The organism is Mucilaginibacter arboris, from assembly GCF_009754915.1.
GTDB lineage: Bacteria > Bacteroidota > Bacteroidia > Sphingobacteriales > Sphingobacteriaceae > Mucilaginibacter_A > Mucilaginibacter_A arboris.
The window spans coordinates 159,341-184,440 of sequence record NZ_WPIK01000001.1 but is presented as its reverse complement, the minus strand read 5'-3'; the positions used below and the strand labels follow the sequence as shown (position 1 = coordinate 184,440).

Annotated in this window: 21 protein-coding genes; 15 read left to right on the top strand and 6 right to left on the bottom strand. The window is 39.2% G+C overall.

What is annotated here, in order from left to right; all coding sequences use genetic code 11:
• Nucleotide 1 precedes the first annotated feature (1 nt).
• Nucleotides 2-736 carry a uroporphyrinogen-III C-methyltransferase gene (gene cobA, locus GO621_RS00875; RefSeq protein WP_157563077.1) on the top strand — a complete coding sequence of 245 codons (735 nt, stop codon included), beginning with the start codon at nucleotides 2-4 and terminating at the stop codon, nucleotides 734-736.
• Between the two features lie 82 nt (nucleotides 737-818).
• Here cobA and GO621_RS00870 read toward each other — a convergent pair whose 3' ends face one another.
• The 4 genes from GO621_RS00870 to GO621_RS00855 are packed head-to-tail and all read right to left on the bottom strand — an operon-like array spanning nucleotide 819 to nucleotide 3,986.
• The gene (locus tag GO621_RS00870) at nucleotides 819-1,076 is read right to left on the bottom strand and encodes a type II toxin-antitoxin system RelE/ParE family toxin (RefSeq protein WP_157563059.1); all 258 of its coding nucleotides are present in this window, start codon (nucleotides 1,074-1,076) and stop codon (nucleotides 819-821) included.
• The gene (locus GO621_RS00865; RefSeq protein ID WP_157563056.1) at nucleotides 1,073-1,270 is read right to left on the bottom strand and encodes a DUF2683 family protein; all 198 of its coding nucleotides are present in this window, start codon (nucleotides 1,268-1,270) and stop codon (nucleotides 1,073-1,075) included. The genes GO621_RS00870 and GO621_RS00865 overlap by 4 nt, the downstream gene beginning before the upstream one ends.
• A 51-nt stretch (nucleotides 1,271-1,321) precedes the next feature.
• Nucleotides 1,322-3,004 (bottom strand): ArnT family glycosyltransferase, encoded by a 1,683-nt coding sequence (locus tag GO621_RS00860; protein ID WP_157563053.1) that lies wholly within the window; start codon nucleotides 3,002-3,004, stop codon nucleotides 1,322-1,324.
• A 34-nt stretch (nucleotides 3,005-3,038) separates the two neighbouring features.
• Complete coding sequence (locus GO621_RS00855; RefSeq protein WP_157563049.1) at nucleotides 3,039-3,986, bottom strand: Smr/MutS family protein; 948 nt, start codon at nucleotides 3,984-3,986, stop codon at nucleotides 3,039-3,041.
• A gap of 376 nt (nucleotides 3,987-4,362) precedes the next feature.
• Between GO621_RS00855 and GO621_RS00850 the strand changes: the two genes are divergently transcribed.
• The 14 genes from GO621_RS00850 (at nucleotide 4,363) to GO621_RS00785 (ending at nucleotide 23,037) form a co-directional block, all read left to right on the top strand.
• Complete coding sequence (locus GO621_RS00850) at nucleotides 4,363-6,207, top strand: ATP-binding response regulator (RefSeq protein ID WP_157563047.1); 1,845 nt, start codon at nucleotides 4,363-4,365, stop codon at nucleotides 6,205-6,207.
• 76 nt (nucleotides 6,208-6,283) lie between these two features.
• Complete coding sequence (locus tag GO621_RS00845) at nucleotides 6,284-6,922, top strand: MBL fold metallo-hydrolase (protein WP_157563044.1); 639 nt, start codon at nucleotides 6,284-6,286, stop codon at nucleotides 6,920-6,922.
• Nucleotides 6,923-6,993: 71 nt separating this feature from the next.
• Nucleotides 6,994-8,217, top strand: a complete 1,224-nt coding sequence (locus tag GO621_RS00840) for an FtsX-like permease family protein (RefSeq protein ID WP_157563041.1) — start codon at nucleotides 6,994-6,996, stop codon at nucleotides 8,215-8,217.
• 9 nt (nucleotides 8,218-8,226) lie between these two features.
• Nucleotides 8,227-8,586, top strand: coding sequence for a hypothetical protein (locus GO621_RS00835; protein ID WP_157563038.1), 360 nt, complete (start codon nucleotides 8,227-8,229; stop codon nucleotides 8,584-8,586).
• 301 nt (nucleotides 8,587-8,887) lie between these two features.
• Complete coding sequence (locus GO621_RS00830; protein ID WP_157563035.1) at nucleotides 8,888-10,540, top strand: glycoside hydrolase family 28 protein; 1,653 nt, start codon at nucleotides 8,888-8,890, stop codon at nucleotides 10,538-10,540.
• 7 nt (nucleotides 10,541-10,547) lie between these two features.
• Entirely contained in the window at nucleotides 10,548-12,461 is a 1,914-nt protein-coding gene (locus GO621_RS00825) for a glycoside hydrolase family 88 protein (protein WP_157563033.1), read from the top strand.
• A 50-nt stretch (nucleotides 12,462-12,511) separates the two neighbouring features.
• The gene (locus GO621_RS00820) at nucleotides 12,512-13,489 is read left to right on the top strand and encodes a pectinesterase family protein (protein WP_157563030.1); all 978 of its coding nucleotides are present in this window, start codon (nucleotides 12,512-12,514) and stop codon (nucleotides 13,487-13,489) included.
• Nucleotides 13,490-13,647: 158 nt separating this feature from the next.
• A complete protein-coding gene (locus GO621_RS00815) occupies nucleotides 13,648-15,162 on the top strand; it encodes a tagaturonate reductase (protein WP_157563027.1) in 1,515 nt (504 codons plus the stop codon).
• Nucleotides 15,163-15,165: 3 nt separating this feature from the next.
• Nucleotides 15,166-16,818, top strand: a complete 1,653-nt coding sequence (locus GO621_RS00810; protein WP_157563024.1) for a UxaA family hydrolase — start codon at nucleotides 15,166-15,168, stop codon at nucleotides 16,816-16,818.
• A gap of 72 nt (nucleotides 16,819-16,890) precedes the next feature.
• Nucleotides 16,891-18,291, top strand: a complete 1,401-nt coding sequence (uxaC, locus tag GO621_RS00805) for a glucuronate isomerase (protein ID WP_157563021.1) — start codon at nucleotides 16,891-16,893, stop codon at nucleotides 18,289-18,291.
• A gap of 1 nt (nucleotide 18,292) precedes the next feature.
• Nucleotides 18,293-19,306 carry a sugar kinase gene (locus GO621_RS00800; RefSeq protein ID WP_157563018.1) on the top strand — a complete coding sequence of 338 codons (1,014 nt, stop codon included), beginning with the start codon at nucleotides 18,293-18,295 and terminating at the stop codon, nucleotides 19,304-19,306.
• Nucleotides 19,296-19,958 (top strand): bifunctional 4-hydroxy-2-oxoglutarate aldolase/2-dehydro-3-deoxy-phosphogluconate aldolase, encoded by a 663-nt coding sequence (locus GO621_RS00795; protein ID WP_157563015.1) that lies wholly within the window; start codon nucleotides 19,296-19,298, stop codon nucleotides 19,956-19,958. Before GO621_RS00800 ends, GO621_RS00795 begins: the two co-directional genes overlap by 11 nt.
• A 24-nt stretch (nucleotides 19,959-19,982) precedes the next feature.
• A complete protein-coding gene (locus GO621_RS00790) occupies nucleotides 19,983-21,332 on the top strand; it encodes an MFS transporter (protein WP_157563012.1) in 1,350 nt (449 codons plus the stop codon).
• 79 nt (nucleotides 21,333-21,411) lie between these two features.
• Complete coding sequence (locus GO621_RS00785) at nucleotides 21,412-23,037, top strand: NADP-dependent glyceraldehyde-3-phosphate dehydrogenase (protein WP_157563009.1); 1,626 nt, start codon at nucleotides 21,412-21,414, stop codon at nucleotides 23,035-23,037.
• A gap of 165 nt (nucleotides 23,038-23,202) precedes the next feature.
• Here the strand turns inward: GO621_RS00785 and ispF are convergent, their stop codons facing one another.
• Both ispF and porV read right to left on the bottom strand, forming a co-directional pair.
• The gene (ispF, locus tag GO621_RS00780; protein WP_157563006.1) at nucleotides 23,203-23,682 is read right to left on the bottom strand and encodes a 2-C-methyl-D-erythritol 2,4-cyclodiphosphate synthase; all 480 of its coding nucleotides are present in this window, start codon (nucleotides 23,680-23,682) and stop codon (nucleotides 23,203-23,205) included.
• Between the two features lie 23 nt (nucleotides 23,683-23,705).
• Nucleotides 23,706-24,848: a type IX secretion system outer membrane channel protein PorV gene (gene porV / locus GO621_RS00775; protein ID WP_157563003.1), complete on the bottom strand. Its 1,143-nt coding sequence runs from the start codon at nucleotides 24,846-24,848 to the stop codon at nucleotides 23,706-23,708.
• Nucleotides 24,849-25,100 lie beyond the last annotated feature (252 nt).

Here is a 25,100-nt window from a genome sequence, read left to right as displayed (position 1 = left end):
CATGGGCGAAGAAACTAAAGAACCTGAATTATATGTTGTTGGCGCTGGTCCGGGTGATCCTGAATTGATCACCGTTAAAGCTTACAAATTATTGCAGCAGGCCAAAGTTATTTTGTACGATAACCTGGCCAATAAGCAATTGCTGGATTTGGCGCCTAAAGATTGCGAGCTGGTTTATGTAGGCAAACAACCTTACGGAGAATATACGCCTCAGGAAAAGATCCTGGAACTAATTAAACAATATGCTCTTGCAAAAGGACAAGTCATTCGCTTAAAAGGCGGCGACCCGTTTATTTTTGGGCGAGGATTTGAAGAAATTTTATTTGCCCGTGAACATGGTATTAAAACCTATTTTATCCCGGGAATTACGAGTATGCAGGCTTCCGGGTTTGAAGATATTCCTCTAACGCACCGCAATTTAAGCGAAAGCGTTTGGGCGATAACCGGAACGAAAAAAGACGGCTCGCTTTCTGCTGATCTGCGTTTAGCCATGCAAAGCAACGCAACGGTTGTAATTTATATGGGCATGAAAAAGCTGCAGGAAATTGCAGCAACTTATATAGAAGCAGGAAAAGGTTCAGTTCCGGCGGCAATTATCCAGCATGCTTCTTTACCCAAGCAGAAATCTGTAAAAGGTTTGGTAAAAGATTTACCGGAAATGGCGGAAACACAGAAGTTAACGTATCCGGCGCTGATTATTATTGGGCAAGTGGTGGATATTGCCCTTACTAATTAGTAAGCTTTTAAGCCTCATCAAAATAAGAATTTCAAACAAAGCCTTTAAAGGTATTGCTTTTTATTGTAGCGGTTCCTGGCGGTTATCCCAAAAAAACAAAAGCTGTATCATTAATACGGTAAAACAGAGAAGTTTGCTTGCTGATCAAGCCAATTCTAACATTCTTGTCGATTGTGCTGCTTTTAAACATTAACGGATGAACAGCAATAAGATCAATTGTCTTTTCGGCTTTCCATACAAACTTTTCTGCTGCTTTTAAGCCAAATTTAGTATGTATAAAATGATAAACAGATTGTAAGGTTTCTTTTGCTTCAGGCGTATAAAAAACCTGCAGGCTCATAACAAATTCTTAATTCCGGTATAAGGCAAAATTTGTCCTGCATCTGCTTGTTTTAAGGATTTTTTTACACCTTCAATTACCTGATCCGGATAAATTTCGCTTTTTTGCTCAAAAGATATTTTCATAGCCTTCATTACTGCTTTTAAAGCAGTTAATTGTTCTTTGTTCTCGGGGTAAACAATCAGCGCATCCATCTAACAAATATATTAATTCCTGCTGTAAAAATAATTGAAGGTTTATCGCTTTTATTTTGCCAAAACATCCTTTTCCACCAAAACCAGGTCTTTCTGCCCCAGTTGTTCTTTCCGCGTTTTCCGGTTCAAAAACTTTCCTGTTAAACGCGTTACCAACTCATCATTAAACGTTTTCACCGGTCTGATTTTCCAGCCTTTTGCCACTATTTGGTTTATGTTTTCTTTCGAAGCATACAACAAATAAGGTTTTGAAGGAAGGTTCCCTTTTCCGTCTTCATTAATTAAATAAAGCGGCCGGTTTAAGTAAAATTCCAAGGCGTGCGAATATTCTTCTTCCTGCAATTGTGCTACCGGCAAATTACCCATGCTGTTTTTATCGATATAAAATGCGGCTTCGCTGCCAGATTGATAATGTAAAAGGGAAGGATAAAAATTGAGGTTGAGGTAAAGGTTGATGAATATCGAAACCAAAACCGATTGAAATAACAGTTGATATTTACTGCCCCATGCTTCTTTTACCGATACAAAAATGAGGAGGACGGCGGTAATGAGCAGCAGCAAAATGGTAAAGAACGTAAAATTTTCTGCCCGGTAAAAATACTGGAGAAGCAGAACGATCAGGATCAGCAAAGCTAAAACCGCGCTTTGTGTAATGCGGATAGCCTGCAATCCTTTTGCTGTTTTGATGCCAATTAAATACTGCGCCGTGATGATCGCAAAAAACGGAAACACAATGGTAATATAATGCGGCAGTTGGAATTTGGAGGCCGAAAAAACAAAGAAAGTAAGCAGCGCTCCGCAGATGCAATACCATTCACGTTTTTGTTTGTGTTGATTTCGGAAGAACTGAACAACCGCAATATAAAGCAAAACCGACCAGGGAATAAACGCCCAAAGCAAGGTATGAAAAAAGAAAAACGGATCGCCGTGCCCTTTTATCGGCCCGTTATTAAAGAAGCGGCCAAACTGGCTGTCCCAGAAAAAGAATTTAATACCGGAAACGTTATGCTGATCGAAAACTAATTTCTCCGGGTGCAGATCAAACTGCTCGTACAAGCAGTAAATTTCGGATGCTAAAAACAGCATCACCAAAATAAAAGCAAGCAGCCATCGCCAGTTAAAAAGCTGTTTCCAGTTTTTGGTGAGGATATATTCTCCGGCAAAAGCGCCAAAAATCGGGATCAGGGCAAAAATACCTTTCGTCATTACGGCGCAAGCGGCAAAAACGCAGGCGATAATTAAATGTCCAATGCTGTTTTTAGCAACCGTTTTATAGAAATGATAAACCGAAGCGATAATTAAACCCGTTAAATAAGGTTCGGCACGAACATCATTGTTGGAAATGATGAGATGTTCAGCAGTTAAAAAAATCAAAACCGACCACAACGCAACCTCTTTATTGTACAGGTTTTTGCAGAAGAGATAAGTGTAAACTCCTCCCATCAAAACAAATAAAATAGCAGGAAGCTTGTAAGCCCAGGTTGTAAAACCAAAAAGGTTAAATGATAAAGCCGTAACCCAGAATGGAAAATGCGGTTTATCCAGCCAGTCTTTCCCCTGCGAAAACAGGTTTACATAATCGTGCCGCTGCACCATGCTTTTGGCAATACAGGCATATAATGGCCCGTCTAAACCAAGAATGGTAATAAACAATCCGCTGAAATTAAGCAGAACAGCGGCACCGATAAAAAAATACAGCCATTTAAAAATAGGAGTTGAAGTAAACGAAGGCATAAAATTGAACGATACTGTTTTTACCGGTATAAAATCACTTTAAAACAACTTCTGTAGCGCCATAGCCAAATTTTTCTTTGCGGGCGTCCATAAACGTTTTTACCTGCGGATGCTTGCTAACCACTTTATGGATTTCGTGCCGGAGGATACCGTTACCAACGCCATGAATAAAAACGATGGAAGGCAATTGATGTACGATTGCCCCGTCAAGTGTTTTCTGAAAACGCTCCAGCTGCGTTTTCAAGATCTCGTTGCTGTTTAAAAATTGGTAATCATCACGAAGTTTTTCGATATGCAGGTCAATTTCTTTAGCTGGTTTTTCTACCATTTTTTTCTCTTCCGGCGATTTAAAAAAGCTTTCCTTCAGCTTTTGTGCATCTACTTTTACTGCTCCAATATCTAATTGAAACTGCCAGCCTTGCTGGTTTAATAAGTGTACCGCTGTTTTTGATCCTGCAAAATCTTTGGCTTTAAACCTTTCGGTATAAATCAGCGGATCTAAAAAATCTACTGTTTGTTTGCTGTGATATAGAATTTGGAAGATGAATTTGGGCCAGATAGAAATATCGGGCAAGCCGGCCGAAAAAACCTTTACGGCTGTTCGCGGTAAAAGTATCCCGGCAAATTCCCCTTTAAATTCCTGGCTTTTTTCGGTGGTAAAAGAAGCAAGTAAAGTATAAGAAGTTTGGTTGATCAGGTAAAACTGAACCACGGAAGTTACCTGTTTCTCCGGAACGGCAGCCAGGTAAATCCCTTTAGAAATAAATTCCTGGTTAGCTGCTTCTTCAATTTCTTCCTGTTCTTTTGCTGCTGCTACGGCTGCTTCGCGGCCATGTACAGAAGTAACTTTTGAAGCCAGAACTGGTATTTCAAAATCATCCTCACCCGTTACACCTATCGTTTGCCCGTCGATAATCCGGGTGATAAAACCTTCTCTTTTCTCTTCCACAAAACGCACAAAGTCGCCTAATTTAAATTTCATAATTGATGGTTAAATATTATAATATATGCTCCGGCTGTATTATTTCATACAATAATTAATTTCCTAATACATTGTTTATTAATTATATAGCTTATACTGAAAGTAATATATAATTATATGCAAAGCTGTATATATATTTGTAAGTTCTGCACTAACCATAATAAAAATTATTACGTACAGGTTTAGAAAATAAATAGCTTAACATAATAACAGCAGGCTGATTTTAGCAATGGATGTAATAAGTCGGAACAATTTCTGGATAAAATTAATGATAAAAAAAGCCTTAAGCACAACATTAGATTGCTTTCGACAAATCGGACAGGTTAGTGCTGCGTCTGATATATCAATTGTAATGCTTTAAAAAGGTAATTACACAATGGGCAGGCATACCTTAAATATTTTGATTGTTGAAGAAGACGCAGCAAATTTTGTGCTCCTGAACAGCTATATTAATAAATTCTTCCAAAATCCGGTTATTGTTTATTCCCAGTTTTTAACAAAAGCTGTAGAAATTAATTCTTCGGTTGCGTTTGATGTATTAATTATCAGCCTGAAGTTTGAACAAACATCCGAAAAAGAATTATTTAACAAACTTTTAAAGAAAGCAAATCATCCGGCAGTTATTATTTTAACAGACCATCCGAATGAAACACTTGCTACAGAAGCGATACTTGCAGGCGCGCAGGATGTAATTGCAAAAGAGAACCTAAACAGTAGTATTTTATATAAAAGCATTACACATGCAGTAGCCCGGCGGATAAAAAACCTGGAGGTTGCTACAGCCGGACAACAATATAAAAACCTGTTTAACCGCAATCCTTTGCCGGTGCTGGTTTACGAGGTTGACAATAAAAAACTACTGCTAACAAACGAAGCTGCCGAACATTTCTACGGTTACACCTGGGTTGAGTTTGCTGCAATGACCATTTTTGATTTACAGCAAAAAACAGAAGCAGCCAGTAACAAAAGCTTTGCCGGCAAGTGGCAGCATGTAAATAAAAGAGGGGAAGTAACGGCAGTGGAGGTTTTTACCAGCCTGTTTCAGTTTAATAACAAAACTTGCCGGGTTGCTGTTATTGTTGATTTAACGAAACAAAATGAGCAGCAGCAACCCATCATCACAGACGAGGTTCAGCAGCAGTTGCTCTTATTGCAATCGGCCATTAACAACAGTGCGGATGGTATCATCATCACCAAAAACAGTTCAACAGATTTTTATAATTCAGAAATTGTTTACAGCAATGCCGCTTTTAACCATTTAACCGGTTATGCTGCACAGGAAATTGTAGGACAAAAGCCAGCATTGCTTCATAAAAAATACCCGGTAAAAGAAGCATCTGCCGTTAATCATTTTCAACCCGAAACATTTGAAACCCGTTTAATCAACTATAAAAATAACAAAAGCGATTATTGGGTAGATTACAGCATTAGTCCGGTAGAAGACGGTCAAGGCAACATCACCCATTTTGTAGCTGTTTACCGGGATGTTTCCGCACGTAAAAGCCGGGAAGCAGAAAATGAAAACTTCGTCCGCGAATTGCAGGAAAGCAACAATGAACTGAAACAGTTTTCTTACGTTATCTCGCACAATTTACGCGCACCGCTGGCTAATTTAACCGGGCTTTTAAGTTTGCTGGATACCGAAGCAATTAAAGATGAAGATACGCTGGAACTGATTGAGGCCGTAAAAAGCTCGACCAATAAATTAAATATCACGGTAAATGATATCATTGATATTTTAATGATTAAAAGTGAGGACGATAAAATTGCCCAACCTTTAGTTATTGCCGAAGTTTGGGGCAAAGCAAAAGCATCCCTTGCTTACTTGATTGAAACTGCAAACGCGCAAATAGAAGAAGATTTTGCCGAAGCGCCAGTAATCCTGTTTAAAGAAAGTTATTTAGAAAGTATTTTACTGAACTTTTTATCTAACGCACTGAAATACAGAAGCGACGAACGAAGGCTGGTTATCAACATAAAAACTTATCAGGAGCAGGGCCATGCTGTTTTAATTTTTGAAGATAACGGCATTGGCATCGATTTAAACAGATACGGGCAACAACTTTTTGGTTTGTACAAACGCTTTAGCAACAAAGCAGAAGGTAAGGGTTTAGGCTTGTATATTGTGCAGGCACAGATTACAGCCTTAGGAGGCAAAATTGAAGTAAAAAGCGAATTAAACAAAGGGACACGTTTTACGGTTTACTTTAAAAACAAGTAATGTTGCCTAACAAAGCGGCGTGTTTTTACTTATCATTATAAATTTGTCGTGCTTTGTTTACCTATGTTTAATTAAGATGTTGCATATCAAGTCATTTCCCAATAACCCTTATTACGAAAATACTTACCTGCTTTTTGACGATACGCTGGAATGTGTGCTGATTGATCCGGGAATGTATTCAGCAGAAGAACAAAATAAAGTAGTGGCATTTATACAGAAAAACCAGTTAAAGCCTGTTTTGCTGCTCAATACACATTGCCATATCGACCATGTTTTGGGTAATAAATTTATTTTTGAGCAGTACGGATTGAAGCCGCAATTTCACGAAGGCGAACTGCCGTTATTGGCTGCGGTCCCGGGTTATGCGCCGCAAATGGGCATCAGGTATGATGTTTCGCCATTGCCGGATACTTTTTTACCGGAAAGCGGAACAATAAAGTTTGGAGATACAGAACTGGAACTGATATTTGCGCCGGGCCATTCGCCGGCACATTTGTGTTTTTATTCGGCCAATGATCATATATTGATTGGCGGGGATGTGCTTTTCAGGGAAAGTATAGGCCGCACGGATTTACCAGGCGGAAATACCGGGCAACTAATTCAAAACATCCGCGAAAAGTTGTTTACGCTGCCAGACCTGGTTATTGTTTATCCTGGCCACGGCCCGGAAACTACAATTGGTTACGAAAAAGAGTACAATCCGTTTTTAACCTAAGCGTTATAAAAAAAAGTGTCATAAAAGAAGTATTGCTTAAAAAAGTATTGTAAAAGAAGCATCCGAAGAAATTGAACACATCTGCTTTTATAGCTAAGCGCTATCTTTTTTCTAAAAAATCTACCAATGCCATCAATATTATTTCCGGCATTTCGATGCTGGGCGTGCTGGTGGGCAGTGCAGCGCTAATTATTATTCTTTCGGTTTTTAACGGGTTTGAAACATTGATCGTTTCGCTGTATAACAACTTTACGCCTGAACTAAAAGTACTGCCGGCAAAAGGAAAAACATTTGATCCGGCAACGCTGCACTTGGATAGTTTACGCAAACTACCGGGGATGCTTTCGGTAACCGAAGTGCTGGAAGAAAAAGTGCTGCTCCGTTATGGTAAAAGCCAGTTTATTGGGACGGTAAAAGGCGTAAGTGATGATTTTTTAAAGAACCCCAACTTAGATAGTACCTTGCAGGTAGGTTCTTTCACCTTAAAAGAAGACAATCAAAACCTGGCTGTTATTGGTGCGTCAGTACAAATTAGTTTGGGCATTAATATCAGAGATCAATCTGCACTCTTGCAAATTTATTCGCCTCGGCATAATGTTGTCAGTTCTTTTAACCCGATGGATGAGTTTGTTGTTCGTTATATTGGCATGTCGGGCGTTTTTTCAGTACAGCAGGATTTTGATGATATGGTGATTACACCTATCAGTTTTACGCGTGATTTGCTCGACGAGCCGAAGAAAATATCTTATATAGAACTCAACCTGCTTAATAAAGCAAATGTTAACCAAATGCAGCAGCAACTGCAGAACAAGCTGGGGAAAAACTATGTGATAAAAAACCGTTATCAGCAAAATACTTCTTTATATAAACTGCTGAATTCCGAAAAATGGGCGATATTTTTGATACTGACTTTTGTGCTGATCATTGCAATTTTCAATATAATTGGTTCGTTAACAATGTTGGTAATAGACAAGCGAAAAGACATTGCCATTTTAACCAGTTTGGGTGCAGGTAAAAAACTGATCCATCACGTTTTCTTTTACGAAGGAATGCTTATTTCTTTGATTGGTTGTTTGGTTGGTATGCTGGTAGGTTTGGTGTTTTCCCTGCTTCAGCAAAAATTTGGTTTTATTACGATGGGCGGAACAACGATGGTACAAGCATATCCGGTAACCTTAAAACCAACTGATTTTTTACTGGTTTTTACTACCGTAATCAGCATTTCGGTAATTGCATCAGGCATTAGTGCCCGTTTGAGTGTACAAAAACTCGACGAAATTAAACAGGAACTGTAACTTAGCGGCATGAAAAGAATAATTTTCATCGGGAGTATATTGGGGATGTTAGGTGGCTGTAGCTGTAACAGGCACAACCAGTCGGAAAATAAAATATACAAAGGCTTATACAGTTTTGGGCTTGAAGTAAAGTCTTTTAAAGATTGCAGCACGGGCCGCGAATATTGGGTAACCGATAGTTCTAAAAAGCTGGAACTGCAATACTCAAACATGAACTTTGAAAAACCTTACGAACCAGTTTATGTAGAAGTGGAAGCCATTAAAAAAGTTTCCGGTCAGGAAGGCATAGGTGCAGAGTTCGACAGCACACTGGTTGTTACTAAAGTTCAAAAAATTACCCGCGAGATCCCCGAAGATATGTGCAACTGATAATTATCCTGTCCATATTTTTTTTTATACAACCTAAGCAGTTACAATAAATCTTTACACGGTTGTATCATCTCTTTGTTAAACCTGGCTTTTCTTTATTAGATACAAATGCCTTAATTCCGCCCCTCCGGTAACGTTTGCGCAAATATTATAGAAAATAAGTTCAGTTTTATTAATATTCTGTGTACAATTGCCTTAGCCATCAAAATTAGATAAACCAATAATTGCTTGTATTAGTAATTGCTGTATAGTTGTAATGCAGAATTTACTGAGCGGGCAATTAATCTGTTAGTTATACCTTATGAAAAGATCAATACTTCTTTTATCGATAGTTTTTATGTGCTTCTCCAAAGAAGTATTTTCACAATCTTATAGTTGGAATAAACTCCCCCAAATACAGAAAACCAGTTTTAAGACCGATACTTTCAACATCTTAAAATATGGTGCAAAAGCAGATGGCATTACACTAAATACCAAAAGTATTAATGATGCCATTACTGCTTGCAGCAATAAAGGCGGTGGTGTGGTTTTAGTTCCGGGCGGGATGTGGATTACCGGTCCGGTCGAAATGAAAAGTAATGTAAACCTACATATTAACAGAGATGCAGTTTTGCAGTTTACAGATGATTTTAAGCAATATAAATTAGTTGAAGGAAACTGGGAAGGAAGGCCGGCCGTAAGAAACCAGTCACCCATATCAGGTACTAACCTTACCAATATTGCCATAACAGGAACCGGAATTATTGATGGGAACGGCGATGCCTGGCGAATGGTTAAAAAAGATAAGCTGACAGAAACGCAATGGAAAAATAAAGTAGCTTCAGGCGGTTTGTTAAGTGATGATAAAAAAACCTGGTATCCATCCGAACAATCTTTAAAAGGATCAAAAATAGAAAACGCAGGTGTCTTGCTTCCGGGTAAAACTGCTGCAGATTACGCAGATATTAAAGATTTTTTACGTCCGAATTTATTAGTCCTTACCAATTGTAAAAGAGTTTTGCTGGAAGGCGTAACCTTTCAAAATTCTCCTGCCTGGTGCTTGCATCCTTTATTATGCGAAGATTTAACCGTTAGAAACGTTTATGCAAAAAACCCGTGGTATGCACAAAATGGTGATGGGATAGATGTAGAATCTTGTAAAAATGTACTGCTTGAAGGAAGTACATTCGATGTAGGCGATGATGGGATCTGCATTAAATCCGGGCGCGATGCCGATGGGCGCAAAAGGGGCAAGCCAACCGAAAATATGATCGTAAAAAACTGTATTGTCTATCATGCACATGGTGGTTTTGTTATCGGCAGCGAAATGAGCGGCGGCGCACGTAATTTGTTTGTTTCCAACTGTTCTTTTATCGGAACAGACGTTGGCCTTCGTTTTAAAACCAACCGTGGCCGCGGCGGAATTGTAGAAAAAATATTTGTAAAAGACATCGCCATGAAAGATATTGGCGGCGAAGCTATTTTGTTTGATATGTATTACATGGCAAAAGATCCCGTTCCGTTGGCTGGCGAAAACCGCGAAGCACCAAAAGTGGTATTATTGCCAGTAACCGAAGAAACACCGATCTTTCGTGATTTTCACATCAGCAATATTGTTTGTAATGGGGCTTCCAAAGCTGTTTTTATCCGTGGTTTGCCGGAAATGAAAATCAGCGATATTTATATGGACAATATGGTTTTAACAGCTAAAAAAGGTATCGATTTGCAGGAAGCGAAAAACATCAATTTTAAAAATGTCAGGGTAATTGTGGCTGATACTAACCCGGTTGTAAATATTCAGAATTCAAGTTTAATTTCTTTGGATAATCTTCAATATAACTCCAATGCCGATCTGCTTTTTAATGTAAACGGACAAAGCAGCGGCATAAAAGTTACCAATACAGATGCTTCCAAAGCAAAAACCAAAACAGCATTTAGCGCCGGCGCCGATAGCAAGGCCCTGGTTATGAAATAATTTTTCCATGAAAAAAAACACTCTTAAAAGAAGCATCGTCCTGTTATTTCTGCTTGGTACGGCTTATAGCCTTCGGGCGCAATCGCTATCAGAAAAAGTAGCAAAAACGGCCATGAAAGTATGGCCGGATACCAGTTCAACCAAATTTGCAAGATGGTCTTACGATCAGGGCGTTTTGCTGGAAGGAATGGCTGGCGTTTGGAAGCGTACTGCCGATGCAGAGTATTACCGCTATATCCAAAAAAGCATAGATAAGCTGGTAGATAATGAAGGTAAGATTACGGGCTATAAAGCCGAGGACAGTAATATTGACAATATTAAAACAGGTCGTTCTTTATTGCTGCTTTACCGTGTAACCGGACAAGAAAAATATTACAAAGCATTAAGTCAGTTGCGCGGGCAATTAAAAAACCAGCCGCGTACTACTGAAGGTGGTTTCTGGCATAAAAAAGTTTACCCTAACCAAATGTGGCTTGATGGCTTGTACATGGGCGAACCTTTTTATGCCGAATATGCTTCCGTTTTTGATGAACCTTCTGATTTTGATGATATTACCAAGCAGTTTATTCTGATGGAAAAGCATGCGCGCGATCCGAAAACGGGTTTGCTTTACCATGGCTGGGACGAATCAAAACAGCAAAAATGGGCTAATAAAACAACGGGAACTTCGCCCAATTTTTGGGGAAGGGCAATGGGCTGGTACGGAATGGCTTTGGTAGATGTGCTGGAGTATCTGCCGGAAAATCATCCGCAGCGAAAAGCTTTGCTGGATATTTTAAACCGTTTTGCTGCTGCCGTTCAAAAATATGAAGATCCGAAATCCGGCGTTTGGTACCAGGTTTTGGACAAGGCAACTGAAAAAGGCAATTATTTAGAATCCTCCGCTTCCAGCATGTTTGTTTACACGCTGGCTAAGGGAACACGTTTGGGTTATCTCCCCGAAAAATACAAAGCGGTTGCAAAAAAAGGGTACGACGGAACAGTTAAGGAATTTATAGAAACGGATGCCAGCGGCAACACCAATTTAAAAGGAACGGTTGCTGTTGCAGGTTTAGGCGGAAATCCGTACCGCGATGGCAGCTTTGAATACTACACGAAAGAAAAAGTGGTAACCAACGACCCAAAAGGTGTTGGCGCGTTCCTGCAGGCTGCAAATGAAATGGAATTAGCGGAAATCCCGAAAGCAGGCAAAGGACAAACAGCCATGCTGGATTCTTACTTCAACAATGAACACATGAAAGATGTAACCGGCCGCACAATTTCTTTCCATTACAAATGGGACGAAATGGACAATAACGGCTTTTATTTCTTTAAATGTGCTTTTAATTATCGCGGCGTAAAAACAGCAACATTATATGCTGCGCCAACTACAGCTAATTTAAAAGGCTCTGATATTTACATTATTGTTGATCCGGATACCCAAAAGGAAACGGATAAGCCGAATTATGTAAACCAGCAGGATGCAACAGCGATAGCAGAATGGGTAAAAGCTGGCGGTGTATTGGTTTTATTGGCGAACGATGTTGGCAATTGCGACCTGGAACATCTGAACATTTTGGCAGGAAAATTTGGAATCCGGTTTAATGAAGACAGCCGGAATAAAGTAACTACCGATCTTACCACAGGTGATTTCCAGATGCCGGCCAATGATCCGATTTTTAAAACGGGCAAGAAAGTCCACATTAAAGAAATTTCTACCTTAAAGGTAACACCGCCTGCCGTTGCAGAGTTTACTGATGGAAAGGATGTAATTATCGCGACAGCAAAATATGGTAAAGGTTCTGTTTTTGCCGTTGGCGATCCATGGTTTTATAATGAATATACTAATGGCCGCAAGATTCCGGCTGATTATCAGAATTACGAAGCTTGTCAGGATTTGGTGAATTGGCTGATTAAACAAGTTCCTGCAAAAGCCAAGTAACGATGAGAAAATGCTTCTTTTACCGATGTTTTTTCATCATTCTTAATTTTATGCTGATAAAAGAAGCATCGGCACAAAAACAAATTGTGGTCGATGCAAACGGAAAAGGAGATTTTAAAACGATACAGGCAGCAATTAATAGTTTGCCTGATTCATCAGCAACAGACCGGGTTATTTTAATTCGAAAAGGAACTTACGCGGAAAAGGTTTCCATCACCAAAAACCATATTGTTTTGCAAGGCGATAACAGCAGCAATACAATAATTACGCAGGCAATTTCGAGGGATATGTGGTTGTGCAATAATACGGGCGATTGGGGCGTGGCAACGATTAATTTAAGCGGAAACGACATCACGTTAAAAAACTTAAGCATTATTAATTCTTACGGAAGGGATTTTCAAAGAGATACGTTGCTTGATTGTCCGAACGGAAAAGGATCTCCACAAAAAACAATAACTAAAAACGGCCATCAAATGGCGCTGCGGTCAACCCAAACTACGCGATTAAAAGTGATTAATTGCGTTTTGCGAGCTTATGGAGGCGATACCGTTAGTCCGTGGAATGGTGTTTCCGGCATGTATTATTTCCAAAACTGCACGATGGAAGGTGGCGTAGATTTCTACTGTCCGCGCGGCTGGGCTTATGCCGAAAACTGTACTTTTATCTGTCATAATAAAGAAGCGGCAATCTGGCATGATGGCTCCAAAAATAAGAATGAAAAAACAGTGCTTAAAAATTGTGTTTTTCGTGGAGATGAAGGATTTAAGTTAGGAAGATATCACCTCGATTCGCAGTTTTATCTGATTGATTGCCTGTTTGCTAAAGAAATGGCGGATGCGCCAATTTACCAGGCAGCCAGTTCGAAAGGTGTGCAATGGGGAAACCGCTCTTATTACTACAATTGCCATCATTCAGGCGGAGATTATGCCTGGATAAAAAACAATCTAATAGAAGCTGAACACGCGCCATCAGCACAACAAATTACCGCAAACTGGGCTTTTGACAATCAGTGGGACCCTTTGAAATAAATGAATAAGCTTACGAAAAGATATACATTTTAACCCGATAAAAGAAGCATTGCAGGACAGCACAGTATTGTGTAAATTTTGATACTGACTAAAAAATCGATACTTTTCAGCTCTTCAATAACCTGAATTAAGCGAATACCAATAAGAATAACCTAAAAATGATTTTATCAAAGTCTAATTTAAAAGAAATTCAGTCGCAGGAAGTAATCGTTCCTGATGAAGCAATTTTAAGCCTTCCGGAGAAAGTTTTACAGTTTGGAACAGGTGTATTGCTTAGAGGTTTGCCAGATTATTTTATTGATAAAGCCAATCGTGAAGGTGTGTTTAACGGACGGATTGTGGTGGTAAAATCAACTTCAACAGGAAGCTCTTCCGAATTTGACGATCAGGACGGCTTATATACTTTATGTGTAAAAGGCATTGAAAACGGACAGAAAATAGAAGAGAATATTATCTGTTCTGCTATCAGCCGTGTTTTATCAGCAGGAGAACATTGGGAGGAGATTTTAAAATGTGCCCAAAAACCGGAAATGAAAATTGTGATTTCCAACACTACAGAAGTTGGGATTCAGTTGGTTAAAGAAGATATTAAATTAAGTCCGCCAACTTCTTTTCCAGGTAAATTATTAGCTTTTTTAGTAGAACGATATAAAGCCTTTAACGGAAGCGAAGAAAGCGGAATGGTGATTGTGCCAACAGAATTAATTGTTGGCAACGGTGATAAATTAAAATCGATCGTGTTGGAATTAGCTGCTTTTAACCAGTTGGATGCAGCACTGATAGATTGGTTGGATAAAAGTAACTCTTTCTGCAATTCATTAGTTGATCGGATTGTTCCCGGAAAGCCTGATGCAGAAACGGTTTCTGCTTTCCAGGAAAAAGCCGGTTATGAAGATAAGCTGTTGACCGTTTCCGAAGTTTACCGCTTATGGGCGATAGAAGGCAATGAAAAAGTAAAGGCTGTTCTAAGTTTTGCTGAAGCTGATAAAGGTGTAATTATTGCGCCGGATATTGAAATTTACCGGGAACTAAAACTGAGAATGTTAAATGGTACGCATACATTAAGTTGTGGCCTGGCTTTTCTTGCAGGTTTTAATACGGTAAAAGAAGCAATGGACGATGAAACGTTTTCGAGTTTTGTAAGTGAGTTGATGAAAGAAGAAATAGCATCGTCAATTCCGTACGAAGTAAGCAAACAGCAAACGGATGGGTTTGCAGGCCAGGTTTTAGATCGTTTCCGTAATCCGCACATTAAACATCAATGGATTGCTATTACGGTACAATTTTCCGCCAAGCTTAAAATGCGTGTTGTGCCTGTTTTGGTAAAGCATTATCAAAAATCCGATCAAATACCTGCCCGTATTGCTTTAGGTTTTGCTGCGTACATCGCTTTTATGCAGGTTCAGAAAGAAGAAAACGGCAAATTTTACGGCGGGGTAAACGGAAAAAGTTATCCGGTGAATGATGATCAGGCACGCTTTTTTTATGACCTTAAAAACAGTATTCCTGCTGATATTTTGACTTATACCATATTAAATAATACCGAGCTTTGGGGAACAGATTTAACGCTTCTGCCAGGATTTGAAGATGCCGTACAACAATATTTTGCTAAAATAACCAGCGAAGGGGCTTTAAAAGCGGCTGAAGGGCTATCTGTAAAAAACAAAATTTAAAACATGAAGAACCAAGTATTAAAAGTACACCCTGATGATAATGTAATTGTGGCTTTAACAGATTTACCACAAGGAACAGTAGTTAAATATGATGATCAGGAATACACCTTAATAGATAATGTTCAGGCAAAACACAAGTTTGCCGCAAAAGATTTTGAAAAAGACGACGACATTATCATGTACGGCGTTTTGGTTGGTAAAGCGCAGTATCATATTTCAAAAGGTGGCGTTTTAACTACCAAAAATATTCATCACGCTGCAAACGATTTTACAATTGGCGACCGTAAAACCGATTGGAACAAACCTGATGTAAGCAAATTTGCTGATCGTACTTTTTACGGTTATCCACGGTCTGACGGCAGCGTAGGTACAGCTAATTACTGGTTGGTTATTCCGATGGTTTTTTGCGAAAACCGAAATTTAGAAGTGCTTGAAGAAGCATTAATTACACCTTTGGGTTATGGCCGAAACAAAATGTACACCAACCAGGCGCAGGAACTGATCAAGATGTACAAATCTGGTCAGGATGTTTCCCAGATTTTAAACGCCGATATGCCTTATGTGGAACAGGTTCCAAAACAAGAACGTTTATTTCCTCATGTTGATGGCATTAAATTCTTAGTACATAATGGCGGCTGCGGTGGTACTCGTCAGGATGCGCAGGCGCTCTGCGGATTATTAGCTGGATATATCACACATCCAAATGTTGCTGGTGCAACTGTTTTAAGTTTAGGTTGCCAGAATGCGCAAGTTTCTATCTTGGAGGAAGAAATCAAAAAACGTTCTCCTTTATTTGATAAACCTTATTTTGTGTTAGAGCAGCAAAAAGTTGGAACTGAAGCTGAATTGCTTTCATTGGCAATCAAGCAAACTTTTGCAGGACTGGTTTTAGCAAATAGAAATACACGTCAGCCTTCTCCAATCAGTAAAATTTGTATTGGCTTGGAATGTGGCGGTTCCGATGGTTTTTCAGGGATTTCTGCCAATCCGGCCATTGGTTATACTTCTGATTTGCTGATTGCAGCTGGTGGTTCAGTTATTCTGGCCGAATTTCCAGAGTTATGTGGCGTGGAGCAAAACATGAGCGATCGCTGTGTAGATACCAATAACGCCGAACGTTTTTCTTACCTGATGCGCACTTACAACGAACGTGCAAAAGCGGTTGGTTCTGGTTTTGATATGAACCCTTCTCCCGGAAATATTAAGGATGGTTTGATTACGGATGCGATTAAATCCGCAGGAGCAGCTAAAAAAGGCGGAACATCACCGGTTGTAGAAGTTTTAGATTATCCTGAAAAAGTAACCAAACCAGGATTGAATTTATTGTGTACACCGGGAAATGATGTAGAATCTACCACTGCCGAAGTTGCTTCCGGTGCAAACGTTGTTTTATTTACAACTGGCTTGGGCACGCCAACCGGAAACCCTGTTACGCCTGTAGTTAAAATAGCAAGTAATACCAAGTTGTATAATAAAATGCGTGATATCATCGACATTAATACCGGAACTGTGATTGAAGGTGAAGAAACGATTGAACAAGCCGGAGAACGTATCCTGGATTATGTTATCCGTGTTGCCAGTGGCGAAATTGAAGTAAGCGCAGTGCGTCATGGCCAGGACGATTTTATTCCATGGAAAAGAGGCGTTTCTTTATAAAAAGAAATGCTTCTTTTACCACCTAAATATTTACCTTTTACTGCTCCTTTTCGAGTGTAGAAAAAAACCTAAATGAAACCTTTTTTAGACGAGAACTTTCTCCTGCAAACACCAACTGCCCAAAAGCTTTACCATGAGTTTGCTAAAAATCTACCCATTATAGATTACCATAATCACTTGCCGCCGGATCAGGTTGCAGATAATATCAACTTTAAAAGCATCACGCAGGTTTGGCTTTATGGCGATCATTATAAATGGCGTGCCATGCGAGCCAACGGAATTAATGAGGATTACATCACCGGAGGAAAAAGCGATTACGAAAAGTTTGAAAAGTGGGCAGAAACAGTTCCGTTCACATTACGTAACCCGCTTTACCATTGGACACATTTAGAGTTACAACGCTACTTTGATGTTCACGATTTATTGTCGGTAAAAATAGCACAAAGTGTTTACGATAATTGCACGGCAAAACTGCAAACGCCGGAATATTCTGTTCAAGGTTTGATGAGCAAAATGAAAGTAGAAACCATTTGCACAACAGATGATCCGGTTGATAATTTACAATTTCATCAGCAACTAAAAAAAGAAGGAGGTTCCGTTAAAATGCTTCCTGCTTTTCGTCCGGATAAAGCAATGAACCCGGATGATTTGGAGGCTTTAAACGTTTATATTAATAAGCTGGAAGAAGTAACCAATACTTCAATTGATAGTTATGATGCTTATTTATCAGCCTTAAAAATGCGCCATGATTACTTTGCAGAAAATGACTGCTCGGTTTCCGATCATGGTTTAGAGCAGATTTATGCTGAAGATTATACAGAAGAGGAAATCAAAAATATCTTCCAAAAAATACGTGCTAAACAAAGCATCAGCTACGAAGAAAACCTGAAGTTTAAATCGGCAATGCTTTTTCAATTTGCCGTTTGGGATCACGAAAAAGGCTGGGTGCAGCAATACCATTTAGGCGCACTACGGAATAATAACGTGCGAATGCTGAAACAACTTGGGCCGGATACAGGCTGGGATTCTATTGGTGATTTTAGTCAGGGAAGGCAAATTTCAAAGTTCTTGAATAAGCTGGATACAGAAGATCGCTTGGCAAAAACAATTCTATATAATCTTAATCCAGCTGATAATGAATTAATAGCAACAATGATTGGTAATTACAATGATGGTTCCGTTGCCGGAAAAGTACAATTTGGTTCAGCCTGGTGGTTTTTAGATCAGAAAGATGGCATGACTAAACAAATTAATGCTTTATCCAACATGGGGTTGTTAAGCAAATTTGTTGGTATGCTTACAGATTCGCGTAGCTTTTTATCTTTTCCTCGACATGAATATTTCCGCAGATTACTTTGTAATTTATTTGGAGAAGATGTAGAAAACGGAGAATTGCCTGCTGATATGGAACTTATTGGAAAGATTGTTTCTGATATCTGCTATTACAACGCTAAAAATTATTTCAACTTTTAAGATGAGCAAAATACTCAGTTTCGGCGAATTGTTGCTGCGGATTTGTCCGGATACCGAAGGAAACTGGCTAAAAGAAAATTCCCTTCCTTTTTATGTTGGCGGTGCAGAATTGAATGTTGCTACAGCTTTGGCGCTTTGGGATTTGCCTTCGGCTTATTTAACAGCTTTGCCGGAAAACATGTTGTCGGAACAGATCGTTCAGTATCTTCAGGAAAGAAAAGTTGATACTTCTGCCATTATTTATCAGGGAAACCGAATTGGAACGTACTATCTTCCGAAGGGAAAAGACCTTAAAAATGCAGGCGTAATTTACGATCGTGCTTATTCTTCGTATGCAGAATTGCAACCTGGAACGATAGATTGGAATGCTGTTTTTGAAGATGTTTCCTGGTTTCATTTCAGCGCAATTTGTCCGGCTATCACTCAAAATGTAGCAGATGTTTGTGAAGAAGCTTTAAAAGTGGCTTCTCAAAAAAATATCTTCATTTCGCTGGATTTGAATTATCGCGCAAAATTGTGGAAGTATGGTAAACAGCCGATTGAAATTATGCCTAATCTGGCACAATATTGCGATCTAATTATGGGCAATGTTTGGGCAGCAAATCAAATGCTGGGAACGGCAGTAGATGAAAATATACACGAAATCGGTACCAAAGAAAATTACCTGAATCATGCGATAAAAACTTCAGAAGCACTTATTAAAACTTATCCAAAATGTAAATATGTAGCTAATACTTTTCGTTTTGGTGATCCTGGTATCCAATATTACACTACCTTGTACACCGACGGGAAACTGGAAGTATCGAAAGAATATTCAGCGGCTCATATTGTAGATAAAGTTGGAAGCGGCGATTGCTTTATGGCAGGCTTAATTTATGGTTTGTACCAAAAACAACCGGTAAAAGAAGCATTGGAGTTTGCCACAGCAGCAGCTTACGGCAAATTATTTATTGAAAGCGATGCCACGACAATGAGTGCGGACGAAGTAAAAAAAATCATTAAAAATGAACAGTAAAAAAGAGCATTCTTTAAACCAGATTTTAGAGCAGGGCACCTTGCCTTTGTTTTTTTATAGAGACCCTGAAGTCAGTTTAGAAATAACAAGAACCATTTACAAAGCAGGCGTAAGGGTTTTTGAATATACCAATCGCGGGCCGGAAGCTTTAGAGAACTTTAAATTATTGCGGGAGCTGGCAAACGAAGAAATGCCTGACCTGGAATTAGGTATCGGAACAATTAAGTCGGTAAAAGAAGCAGAAGATTTTCTGAAAGCCGGAGCAGATTTTTTAGTTAGCCCGATTGTAAACCCGAAAGTAGGGCAGATGGCTTTAGAAGCAGAGTTACTTTGGATTCCAGGTTGTATGACGCCGACGGAAATTTTTCTCGCACAAGAAAATTCAGCCGCTTTAATCAAGCTTTTTCCGGCAAATATTTTGGGTGAAGCTTTTTTAACTTCTATCAAAGAATTATTTCCTGGTCAGCTTTTTATTCCAACGGGAGGTGTAGATTTAACAAAAGAAAACATTTCCGGCTGGTTTAAAGCTGGCGTAAGCGCTGTCGGTTTAGGGAGCAAACTCATCAGTAAAAAAGTAATGGAAGGAAAGCTTTATGATGAGCTTTTTACTGCCACAAAAGAAGCACATGAATTAGTAAAAAGCTGTAGATAAATTAATTTGATAAGCCGATAAAACATGAAAATAGGTAAATATAGATGGACAATTGCTACACTGCTTCTTTTTTCAACAACGATCAATTATATGGACCGTCAGGTAATCAGTTACCTGAAAGAGCATTTTTGTACACCTGTTGAAAAAGGAGGTTTTGGCTGGACAAATACTGATTTTGCCTATGTTACTTCATTTTTTACAGCTTTTTATGCAGGTATTACCATTGTTGCCGGCTGGGTAATTGATAAGATTGGCACAAAATTGGGTTTGGCGCTATCCTTAATTATCTGGTCTGTTTTCGGAATGCTGAATGCGCTTGCAGGAAGTACGGTAGCCTTGCATATTGTAATCAGAAGTTTATTTGGTATTGGAGAAGCAGGAAACTTTCCTGCTTCCATAAAAACCGTAGCAGAATGGTTCCCGAAGAAAGAACGAGCGCTGGCAACAGGTGTTTTTAACAGCGGATCAAACATCGGCGCCATGATTGCCTCTTTGTTTGTTCCCTGGTGTTTAATTCATTTCGGTGTTGATTTAGGCTGGAAAATGGCTTACATTATTACTGGCGGTATTGGGTTTTTATGGCTGATTTTTTGGTTCGCTTTGTATAATTCACCTTCCAAACACAAAGGTTTAACAAAAAGTGAATTTGATTATATCCATAGTGATGATATAGCTGTTCATGCAGCACCATCTGAAGATGTTCCAATCAATAACCAAAAAGTGTCCTGGTCTAAATTATTCAAATACCGCCAAACCTGGGCTTTCTTTTTCGGTAAATTATTAACCGACGGTATTTGGTGGTTCCTGCTTTTCTGGCTTCCGGATTATTTGAAAAAGCAGTTCGGCATGACCAGTCATGAAGTGATGTGGCCAACCTTTATTGTTTACGGTACAGCTATTTTCGGTAGTGTTTTTGGTGGAAGTATTCCGATGTTCTTTATTAACAAAGGCTGGGAAACTTACCGCGCAAGGATGACTGCGATGCTGCTTATTGCCGTTTTTCCTCTGATTTTGCTATCAACACAATTCTTTGGTAATGTAGAAAAATTTGGGGCCAATGCTTCCATTATGGCTATTGCGGTTATTTGTGTTGGCGCCGCTGCACACCAGGCATGGTCTGCAAATTTGTTTACCACTGTTTCAGATATGTTCCCTAAAAAAGCAGTTGGTTCTGTAGTAGGTATTGGTGGAATGGCTGGTGGAATTGGCGGCGTACTGGTGCAACAACTGGCTGGCAGGTTAACAGATTTTTATGTTGCCACCCCACAAATTGCTTATGGTATTATGTTTTTTATTTGTGCTTTATCTTACCTGATTGCCTGGTCTTTCATGAAATTTCTTGTTCCGAGGTTTAGCCCAATTTCAGATTTATAAGCAAACAATACTGATGCTGATTTTTTACCGGTAAAAGAAGCATCAACATTTAAAATTATCCCTAATCTAATACTACAATATGGATTTTAAAGATCAACTGGATGCTATTTTTGTAGAAGAAAGCCAGATACCTGAAGAATTTATGCTGAAAGAGCAGATCATTCAACGGGAATATCTCTCTAACGGAGAAATGAAACAATGGGAGGGCGAGCTGAGCGAAGTTTCTTCTCCTGTTTGCATCAGAACTACTGAAGGATTAAAACGAAAGGTAATCGGTGCTTTTCCGGTTTGCGGAACAAAAGAAGCCATGGAAGCGCTGGATGCTGCAATGGCAGCTTACGACAGTGGCCGAGGCGAATGGCCAACCATGAGCGTTGCTAACAGGATACAACGTGTAGAGCAGTTCACCTTTAAAATGGTAGCACAAAAAGACCTTGTTGTGAAGCTGATTATGTGGGAAATAGGTAAGCCCTACGCAGAATCTGTAAAAGAATTTGACAGAACGGTTGAATATATCAATGCTACTATTGATGCTTTAAAAGATATGGACAGGCAATCATCCCGATTTGAAATTGAGCAGGGAATTGTTGCACAGGTCCGTCGCTCCTCGTTAGGCGTTGTTTTATGTATGGGCCCGTTTAATTATCCCTTAAACGAAACTTTTACCACACTTATTCCGGCATTAATCATGGGCAATACGCTGCTTTTCAAACCACCCAAACACGGCACGTTATTGCACTATCCTTTGCTGAAAGCTTTTCAGGAATGTTTTCCAAAAGGTGTTGTCAATACCATTTATGGCCGTGGCGCAGATATTGTTCCGCCATTAATGCAATCCGGAAAAATTAACGTTTTAACTTTAATTGGTTCGAGCAAAGTAGCTAATGAACTGAAAAAGCAGCACCCTAAAGTAAACCGTTTGCGTGCTATTTTAGGATTGGATGCAAAGAATGCAGCTATCGTAACTAAAAATGCTGATATTAAACTGGCTGTAAGCGAAACCGTTTTAGGTGCGCTTTCTTTTAACGGACAGCGTTGTACCGCTTTAAAAATTGTGTTGGTGCATGAAGATATTGCGGATGATTTCTTAAAAGAATTATCAGTTGCGGTAAGTAACCTGAAATTTGGTATGCCTTGGGAAAAAGGTGTAAACTTAACGCCTTTGCCCGAACCGGGAAAACCAGCTTATTTAAAAGCTTGTATTGATGATGCGATAGCAAACGGTGCTAAAGTAATCAACGAAAACGGAGGAGAAAACGTAGCTTCTTTTGTTTATCCGGCTATTGTTTTTCCCGTGAACGAAAAAATGAAATTGTACCGGGAAGAGCAATTCGGGCCGGTTATCCCGGTAATTCCTTTTAAAGACCTGGACGAAACGATAGAATACCAGATCGAATCGCCACATGGACAACAGGTAAGTATTTTCAGTAATAATGCCGAAGAAATAGCTTCCTTAATCGATCCTTTTGTTAATGAAGTGAGCCGGGTAAATATCAATTGCCAATGTCAGCGCGGACCGGATATTTTTCCTTTTACCGGCCGAAAAGACAGCGCCGAAGGAACATTGTCTGTAGTAGATGCGTTGCGGGCATTTTCTATCCGGTCCTTGGTGGCTACCAAACTGAACGATAGCAACAAAAAGCTGATCAATGAAATTGTGAACAATAATGAATCGAACTTTTTAAGTACCAAATTCATTTTTTAGGCGGATAAAAGAAGTATGTTTTGTTATTTCGATCCCATGGGAGAAATCTTCCTTCAAAAAGAATAATAATTTTTAGGTGATAAAAGAAGCATTTTAAACCTATCGTTTTGATAAAGATTCCTCCTATCGTTGGAATGATAACGGCAACAATGCTTCTTTTATCACCTAAATCTTCTCAATCAAACAAACCGCGTAAGCAACCACGCCTTCTTCTCTCCCGATAAAACCCATTTGCTCATTAGTAGTAGCTTTGATAGAAATATCTTCTTCACTAATTCCTGCGGCATTGGCAATATGCGCTTTCATGGCAGGAATATGCGGATTTATTTTAGGTGCTTCTAAACAAATCATAGCATCAATATTACCTATTATCCAGTTTTTTTCAGCCAATAGCTTCATTACTTCTTTTAGCAGGATTAAACTGCTGATGCCGCGCCAACGCTCATCGGTATTAGAAAAATGGAAACCAATATCGCGCAGATTGGCAGCGCCTAACAGAGCATCGCAAATGGCGTGCAGCAAAACATCAGCATCCGAATGGCCGTACGCGCCCGAAGTATGTTCTAAATTTACACCACCCATCACAAAAGGATGGCCTTTACGCAATTGATGGACATCAAAGCCGAAACCAACCTTTATTTTCATCAGTATAAATTTTGGCCTGCTTGTTATTTGGAATAATCTTTACCAAAAGTATAACCCAAAGTAAAGCGCAGCGTATTTGCCAGCGCGCTTTGCTGCTCATTAGCTACCAGATAAGAAAAATCCAGGTTAAAAGCATCAAAACGAAAACCAGCGCCCAGGGTTAAATAGTTACGGTTTCCGCGGTTTGGGTTTTCATAAAAATATCCGCCGCGCAAAGCAAACTGATGGTTGTACCAGTATTCTAAGCCACCGCCAAAATTAATTTCCTTTAGTTCACCTGTAAAACCAGCATCTGTAAAAGAACCAAAAATACCTGCGGGCACACTTGCTGTAGAGTTAGGGTTGGTTGGGACCAAAAGCTTATTTACATCCAAAACAGCAGTTAATTCATTATAATTATCTAAGAACCAAGTATTGGCAACACCTACTTTTAAATTAGTTGGTAAAAAATACTTTTGTCCGGTTTCGGTATAACTCATTTTAGAGCCAATGTTAGAAATATTCAGGCCAAAGGCAAACAGATCGTCCTGCCCGAACATCTGGGTAGGTTTTTTATAATATAAAGAAACATCTGCTGCTATTGCCTGTCCCGGTTTAGTTTGCTGCCCTTCTGAAAAAGTACCGCTGGAGAGGTTTGAATAAATATAACGCAGGGAAGTACCTAATGAAAAATTTTCGCCAAATTTACGGGCAAAAGTAGCATCAATGGAAAATTCATTTGGCGTGTAAGTGCCCTGGTCCTGCTGGTTAATATCAACTAACTGAATTTTACCGAGGTTAAAATAGCGTAAAGAAAGGCCAATGGTATTACGGTTATCCAGTTTATGGGCATAACTTAGGTAAGCCAGGTTAATATCTGGCACCAAACGGCGCAGCCAGGGGCTATAAGACAAGGAAACCTGATCGCCGTTTTCTATAAAAGCTAATTTTGACGGGTTCCAGTAATTTGCATTTTTATCGGATGACAGGGCAACGCCGGCATCACCAATAGCGCCAGAACGTGCATCCGGAGAAACCGTTAGAAATGGAACTGCTGTTAATATTGCGCCAGAAGACGAACTTCCGTTAGTATTTGTACCGTTAACTTGTGCATCTGCATAAAAAATACTAAAACCTAAACTTATTGTTAGTATTAAAAACCTCTTAACTATTGTATTAATTTCCATTAAACTGAAATAATAAGTTTAAAGCCAGTATTAAAATTTCTGTACCTACAGAATAAACAAATATAAAAACCGTTGTACAAAGCAAATAACTTCTTTATAACGCCCTTATTGCCAAAGCTAATTAAATTTTAATCTGCTTGTAACCCTAAAGAAGTAATTTCGTTGAATATAGTAATATCTGCAAAAAAATAAATTTACGATGCTTAAATTTTTTATTGGCGTTTTTACGAAATATATTAAATTTACATTTGA

Excerpts from the sequence above, each read along its gene's own strand:
- cobA (WP_157563077.1), top strand. The coding sequence starts at position 2 with ATGGGCGAAGAAACTAAAGAACCTGAATTATATGTTGTTGGCGCTGGT.
- GO621_RS00870 (WP_157563059.1), bottom strand. The coding sequence starts at position 1,076 with ATGAGCCTGCAGGTTTTTTATACGCCTGAAGCAAAAGAAACCTTACAA.
- GO621_RS00865 (WP_157563056.1), bottom strand. The coding sequence starts at position 1,270 with ATGGATGCGCTGATTGTTTACCCCGAGAACAAAGAACAATTAACTGCT.
- GO621_RS00860 (WP_157563053.1), bottom strand. The coding sequence starts at position 3,004 with ATGCCTTCGTTTACTTCAACTCCTATTTTTAAATGGCTGTATTTTTTT.
- GO621_RS00855 (WP_157563049.1), bottom strand. The coding sequence starts at position 3,986 with ATGAAATTTAAATTAGGCGACTTTGTGCGTTTTGTGGAAGAGAAAAGA.
- GO621_RS00850 (WP_157563047.1), top strand. The coding sequence starts at position 4,363 with ATGGGCAGGCATACCTTAAATATTTTGATTGTTGAAGAAGACGCAGCA.
- GO621_RS00845 (WP_157563044.1), top strand. The coding sequence starts at position 6,284 with ATGTTGCATATCAAGTCATTTCCCAATAACCCTTATTACGAAAATACT.
- GO621_RS00835 (WP_157563038.1), top strand. The coding sequence starts at position 8,227 with ATGAAAAGAATAATTTTCATCGGGAGTATATTGGGGATGTTAGGTGGC.
- GO621_RS00830 (WP_157563035.1), top strand. The coding sequence starts at position 8,888 with ATGAAAAGATCAATACTTCTTTTATCGATAGTTTTTATGTGCTTCTCC.
- GO621_RS00825 (WP_157563033.1), top strand. The coding sequence starts at position 10,548 with ATGAAAAAAAACACTCTTAAAAGAAGCATCGTCCTGTTATTTCTGCTT.
- GO621_RS00820 (WP_157563030.1), top strand. The coding sequence starts at position 12,512 with ATGCTGATAAAAGAAGCATCGGCACAAAAACAAATTGTGGTCGATGCA.
- GO621_RS00815 (WP_157563027.1), top strand. The coding sequence starts at position 13,648 with ATGATTTTATCAAAGTCTAATTTAAAAGAAATTCAGTCGCAGGAAGTA.
- GO621_RS00810 (WP_157563024.1), top strand. The coding sequence starts at position 15,166 with ATGAAGAACCAAGTATTAAAAGTACACCCTGATGATAATGTAATTGTG.
- uxaC (WP_157563021.1), top strand. The coding sequence starts at position 16,891 with ATGAAACCTTTTTTAGACGAGAACTTTCTCCTGCAAACACCAACTGCC.
- GO621_RS00800 (WP_157563018.1), top strand. The coding sequence starts at position 18,293 with ATGAGCAAAATACTCAGTTTCGGCGAATTGTTGCTGCGGATTTGTCCG.
- GO621_RS00795 (WP_157563015.1), top strand. The coding sequence starts at position 19,296 with ATGAACAGTAAAAAAGAGCATTCTTTAAACCAGATTTTAGAGCAGGGC.
- GO621_RS00790 (WP_157563012.1), top strand. The coding sequence starts at position 19,983 with ATGAAAATAGGTAAATATAGATGGACAATTGCTACACTGCTTCTTTTT.
- GO621_RS00785 (WP_157563009.1), top strand. The coding sequence starts at position 21,412 with ATGGATTTTAAAGATCAACTGGATGCTATTTTTGTAGAAGAAAGCCAG.
- ispF (WP_157563006.1), bottom strand. The coding sequence starts at position 23,682 with ATGAAAATAAAGGTTGGTTTCGGCTTTGATGTCCATCAATTGCGTAAA.
- porV (WP_157563003.1), bottom strand. The coding sequence starts at position 24,848 with ATGGAAATTAATACAATAGTTAAGAGGTTTTTAATACTAACAATAAGT.